The organism is Nocardiopsis sp. RV163 (assembly GCF_001029525.1).
Taxonomy (GTDB): domain Bacteria; phylum Actinomycetota; class Actinomycetes; order Streptosporangiales; family Streptosporangiaceae; genus Nocardiopsis; species Nocardiopsis dassonvillei.
Genome location: NZ_LEKI01000261.1, coordinates 1 through 4,444 on the forward strand (window position 1 = coordinate 1; position 4,444 = coordinate 4,444).

At 75.3% G+C, this 4,444-nt stretch carries 4 protein-coding genes; all 4 read left to right on the forward strand.

All coding sequences use genetic code 11. From position 1 onward, the window contains the following. On the forward strand, positions 1-923 hold a 923-nt coding region (locus ABD54_RS25570; protein ID WP_047872110.1), incomplete at its 5' end, for a tetratricopeptide repeat protein. A 17-nt stretch (positions 924-940) separates the two neighbouring features. Beyond that, positions 941-2,365: a PP2C family serine/threonine-protein phosphatase gene (locus tag ABD54_RS25575; protein ID WP_047872111.1), complete on the forward strand. Its 1,425-nt coding sequence runs from the start codon at positions 941-943 to the stop codon at positions 2,363-2,365. Next, positions 2,349-3,701, forward strand: a complete 1,353-nt coding sequence (locus ABD54_RS25580) for a VWA domain-containing protein (protein WP_047872112.1) — start codon at positions 2,349-2,351, stop codon at positions 3,699-3,701. The genes ABD54_RS25575 and ABD54_RS25580 overlap by 17 nt, the downstream gene beginning before the upstream one ends. 9 nt (positions 3,702-3,710) lie before the next feature. Then, positions 3,711-4,421: an FHA domain-containing protein gene (locus ABD54_RS25585; protein ID WP_047872113.1), complete on the forward strand. Its 711-nt coding sequence runs from the start codon at positions 3,711-3,713 to the stop codon at positions 4,419-4,421. Positions 4,422-4,444: the final 23 nt, after the last annotated feature.

Consider the following 4,444-nt stretch of genomic DNA (forward strand, 5'->3'; position numbering starts at 1 on the left):
CCCACAACGCCGACCGCATGCTCCTCGCGCCCCCGCCCACCGACACGGCGGCGCTGCTGCCCGCTCCCCTCATCGACCAGTCCGACCCGGCCGCCCAGCACCTGCGCGGCTTCCAGACCCTGTCGCCCGAGGAACTCGTCCCCGCGCTGCGCGCCATGCCCTCGCCGACCCCCGAGACCCTGCTGATGCTGGTCCGCGCGCTCGTCACCGTCGGCCGCCAGGGCGAGGCCATGGACGTCCTCCAGCGGTTCAGCGAAGCGGTCCCGGGCGACTGGCGCACCATGTGGTACCTGGCCGTCGCCGAGCTGAGCACCGGCCGGTTCCGCGACGCCCGCGACCACTTCGACGAGCTGTACGACCACCTGCCCGGGGAGCTCGCGCCCAAGCTCGCCCTGGCCCTGGCCTGCGAGCGGACCGGTGAGCACGAGACCGCCGCCCGCCTGTTCCGGGCGGTCTGGAACACCGACCACTCCTTCGTCAGCGCCGCGTTCGGCCTGGCCCGCATCCGCCTGGCCCAAGGGGACCGGGCCGCTGCCACCGCCGTCCTGGACGCGGTCCCGGAGCTGTCGCGGCTGCACGTGCACGCCCAGACCGCGCTGATCGCCGTGCTCGCGGCGCACCACCGGGGCACCGGGGCCGCCGACTTCTTGCAGGCCGGACGGCGCCTGGAGCGGATCGGCCTGGACGGCGAGTCCGCCGACCGCCTGGCGGTCCGGGTCCTGGAGTCGGCCCTGGGCTGGCTCGGTGCGGGTGCGGGGGCGCCGGCGGGGGAGGGGCTCCTCGGCGCCCCGTTCACCGAGAACGGTGTGCGGGCCAACCTGGAGCGCCGCTACCGCGCGCTGGCCCAGCGCGCCGTCGCGCCGCCGGAACGGTACGAGCTCGTCGACAGGGCCAACTCCCTACGCCCCGTGACGCTGCTGTGAGGAACGAGGGAACGGCGATGACCAAGGTGCGGACCTGCCCCGCCTGCTCGGACAGAGTGTCCGCGGAGGACGCCTTCTGCGAGGGGTGCGGACGCCCCCTCTCCGAGGGGGCCGAGAACGCGGGGCACCCCGACAGCATGCCCACCGCCCCGCAGGCGAGCCTGGCCGGTGCCGTGCCGCCCGGCGAACGGTCCGGCGAACGGTCCCGGGAGGGGGCCGACGGCGGCGCGCGGAACGGGGAGGCCCCGGTCCGGTCCGGTGCCGTGCCGACCGGCGCCGACGCGCGCCCCGGGCTGGTGCCCGACGACGGGGCCCCCACGGCTCCGCAGGTGAGCCTGCGCTCCCTCGACACGGGCGGGCGGGACGCGCCCCCGCCGCGGGCGCTGCCCGACTCCGCCCCGCACGCGGCCGACTCCATGGTCACCCAGCCGATACGCCGCGACAGCCTGCCCCCGTTCGCGTCCTCCCCGCCCCGGGCCGCCGAACCGGAGGCCGTCCCCGACTGGCCGCCGCCCGCCACCGGGAGCAACCCGGTGCGGCCCGCCAACCCCGGCCTGTGCGCCTGGTGCCCCGGAACGGTCAGCGACGGCTACTGCGAGCGGTGCGGCCTCCTCCAGCCCACCGGGCGCGACCACGTCGAGGTGCGCACACGCTCCGCCGTCGGCGTCAGCGACCGCGGACTGCGGCACAGGCGCAACGAGGACGCCATGGCGGTCCGCGTGATCGACGCCGACCACCCCCGGGCGCCCGGCGTGGTCTGCGCCGTGGTCTGCGACGGGGTGTCCAGCTCGCCGCGCTCGGACGAGGCCTCCCGCGTCACCGCCGAGACCGGAGTGGCCGTCCTCGCCGAACGCGTCAGCCGGGGCGCCGACCCCCGCGAGGCCACCGGTGCGGCGATGATCCGGGCCGCCGAGGCGGTCGCCGGGATCGCAGACTCGCCCCGCTCGGCGCCCGCGTGCACCTTCGTGTCGGCGGTGTACGACCCCGCCGCGGGCACCGTCACCGTCGGCTGGGTCGGCGACAGCCGTGCCTACTGGCTCTCCGGAGGCCCCGCCTCCAGCGCTTCGGCCCTGCTGACAAGGGACGACTCCTGGAGCGAGGCGATGGTGCAGCTGGGCGCGCTCTCACGCGAGGAGGCGATGCGCTCGTCCAACGCGCACGCCCTCGTCGCGTGGATGGGCGCCGACTCCGGCGAGATCGACGCCCACATCTCCACCGTGACCCCGACCGGCCCCGGCGCGATCGTGCTGTGCAGCGACGGCCTGTGGAACTACTTCCCCGAGGCGCAGGCGCTGACCGACGCCGTCCCCGGGGCGGGGGCCAGACCGCACGAGGCCGCGCGCGCCTACGTCGGCCTCGCCCTGGACGCGGGCGGCAAGGACAACATCACCGTCGTGATCGTTCCCGTGCCCGCTGGGGGTACCCGTGCCCGACACGACTGAGCGCGCCGCCGAACCGGGCTTTCGGATCGAGGTAGACCAGAACGTCCTCCTGCCGGAGGGCGGACGCGAGGTGCACGCGATCGTCAGCGTCACCTCCACCGCCTCCGTGGTGGTGGGGGACTCGGTGCGCGCCGCCGAGGTGATCATCGTGGACACCTCCGGCTCGATGTACGGAGCCAAGATCGACGCGGCCAAGCGGGCCGCCCGCGCCGCTGTGGGCGCACTGCGCGAGGGCGTCCGCTTCGCGGTGGTCGCCGGTCACAGCGACGCCTCCGTGCTCTTCCCCGAGGGCGGCGGGCGGATGGCGCGGGCCGACGCCGTCACCCGCGCGGAGGCCGCGGAGGCGATCGACGGACTGCGCGCCGACGGCGGCACCCGCATGGGCTCCTGGCTCACCCGGGCCGCCGAGCTCTTCGCCACCGTCGACGGCGGCATCAAGCACGCCATCCTGCTCACCGACGGCCAGAACAACGAGCCCGCCGCGGTCTTCGCCCAGGCGCTCGAACGCGTCACGGGCTCCTTCGTCTGCGATTGCCGGGGTGTGGGCACCGACTGGAAGGTCGAGGAGCTGCGCCGGATCGACTCCGCCCTGCTCGGCGGAGGCCCCGGTATCATCGCCGACCCGGCCGACACGGTCACCGACTTCCGGGCGATGGCGCAGGCCTCCATGGGCAAGACCGTCGCCGACGTGGCGCTTCGGCTGTGGACGCCCCAGAACGCCGTCGTGCGCCACGTCAAGCAGGTCGCCCCCACCGTCAGCGACCTCACCGGCCGAGGCGTGGAGCGTGTGCCCCAGTCGGGCGACTACCCCACCGGGTCCTGGGGCACCGAGAGCCGCGACTACCACGTCTGCGTCCAGGTGCGGCCCGGCGCCCCCGGCCGTCAACTGCGCGCCGGATGGGTGCGCGTGGTGCTCCCCGCGGCCGACGGGGCCGAGGAGCAGATCCTGGCCTCGGGTAACATCCTCGCGGAGTGGACCGCCGACGAGGCCCGCGTCACCGGGATCCACCCCCGCGTGGCCCACTACACCGGGCAGGTCGAACTGGCCCGGGCCATCCAGGACGGGCTCGCGGCCCGTCGCGGCGGCGACGACGACACCGCCACCACGCGGCTGGGCCGCGCCGTCGCACTCGCCCACGAGTCGGGCAACGAGGAGATCGCGAGGCTCCTCGGCAGGGTCGTCGACGTGGCCGACCCCGCCACCGGAACCGTCCGGCTCAAACCCGGTGTCAGCAAGGTCGACGAGATGACCCTGGACACCAACTCGACCCGGACCGTACGGACCCGGCCGCGGCAGAGCGGGCCGGACACCGGCGGTGCCCCCACACCCGGGTAGGAGGGACCCATGCCGAGTTGCCCTTCCGGGCACCGCTCCACGGCGACCGACTTCTGCGACGTCTGCGGGCTGCGCCTCCACGCCTGCCCACCCGCGTCGCGGCCCCCGTCGCACCGCCACCCGACACCGCCCGCACCCCCCGTGGCCCCGTCGCGGCCCCCCGCGCCGCCGCGCCCGGTGACCCTGCCCAGGGGAGGACCCTGCCCCGAGTGCGGCACCTACCGCACGGGCCGGTTCTGCGAGGAGTGCGGCTACGACTTCGCCTCGCGCTCCGACGACCACCGGCGCACGCACGCCGACGACGGGCGGACGGGCGCGCGCTGGCGCGCGGTCGTCGTCGCCGACCCCGCCTACTACCAGTACATGGTCCACCAGGGCATGCTCGACCCCGACCAGATCTCCTTCCCCAAGGGCAGCGCGCAGCGCCGGGTACCGCTCACCGGGGACAGGGTGCACATCGGAAGGCGCAGCGCCACGCGCGGCTTCACCCCCGAGATCGACCTGGGCGGCCCGGGCGGCGATCCGGCCATCTCCCACGTCCACGCGATCCTGGTCTCCAAGCCCGGCGGCACCTGGGCCATCCTCGACCCGGGCTCGACCAACGGCACCACGGTCAACGGGACCGCCAACCCCATCGCCCCCAACGTGGAGGTTCCCCTGAATGAGAGCGACCGGATCTACGTCGGCGCATGGACCGTCATCATCCTCCAGAAGGGGTGAACCCCGTTGACGCCCCCCACCCC

Bases quoted from the DNA above. Each gene is read 5' to 3' on its own strand.
- ABD54_RS25575 (WP_047872111.1), top strand. From the start codon at position 941: ATGACCAAGGTGCGGACCTGCCCCGCCTGCTCGGACAGAGTGTCCGCG.
- ABD54_RS25585 (WP_047872113.1), top strand. From the start codon at position 3,711: ATGCCGAGTTGCCCTTCCGGGCACCGCTCCACGGCGACCGACTTCTGC.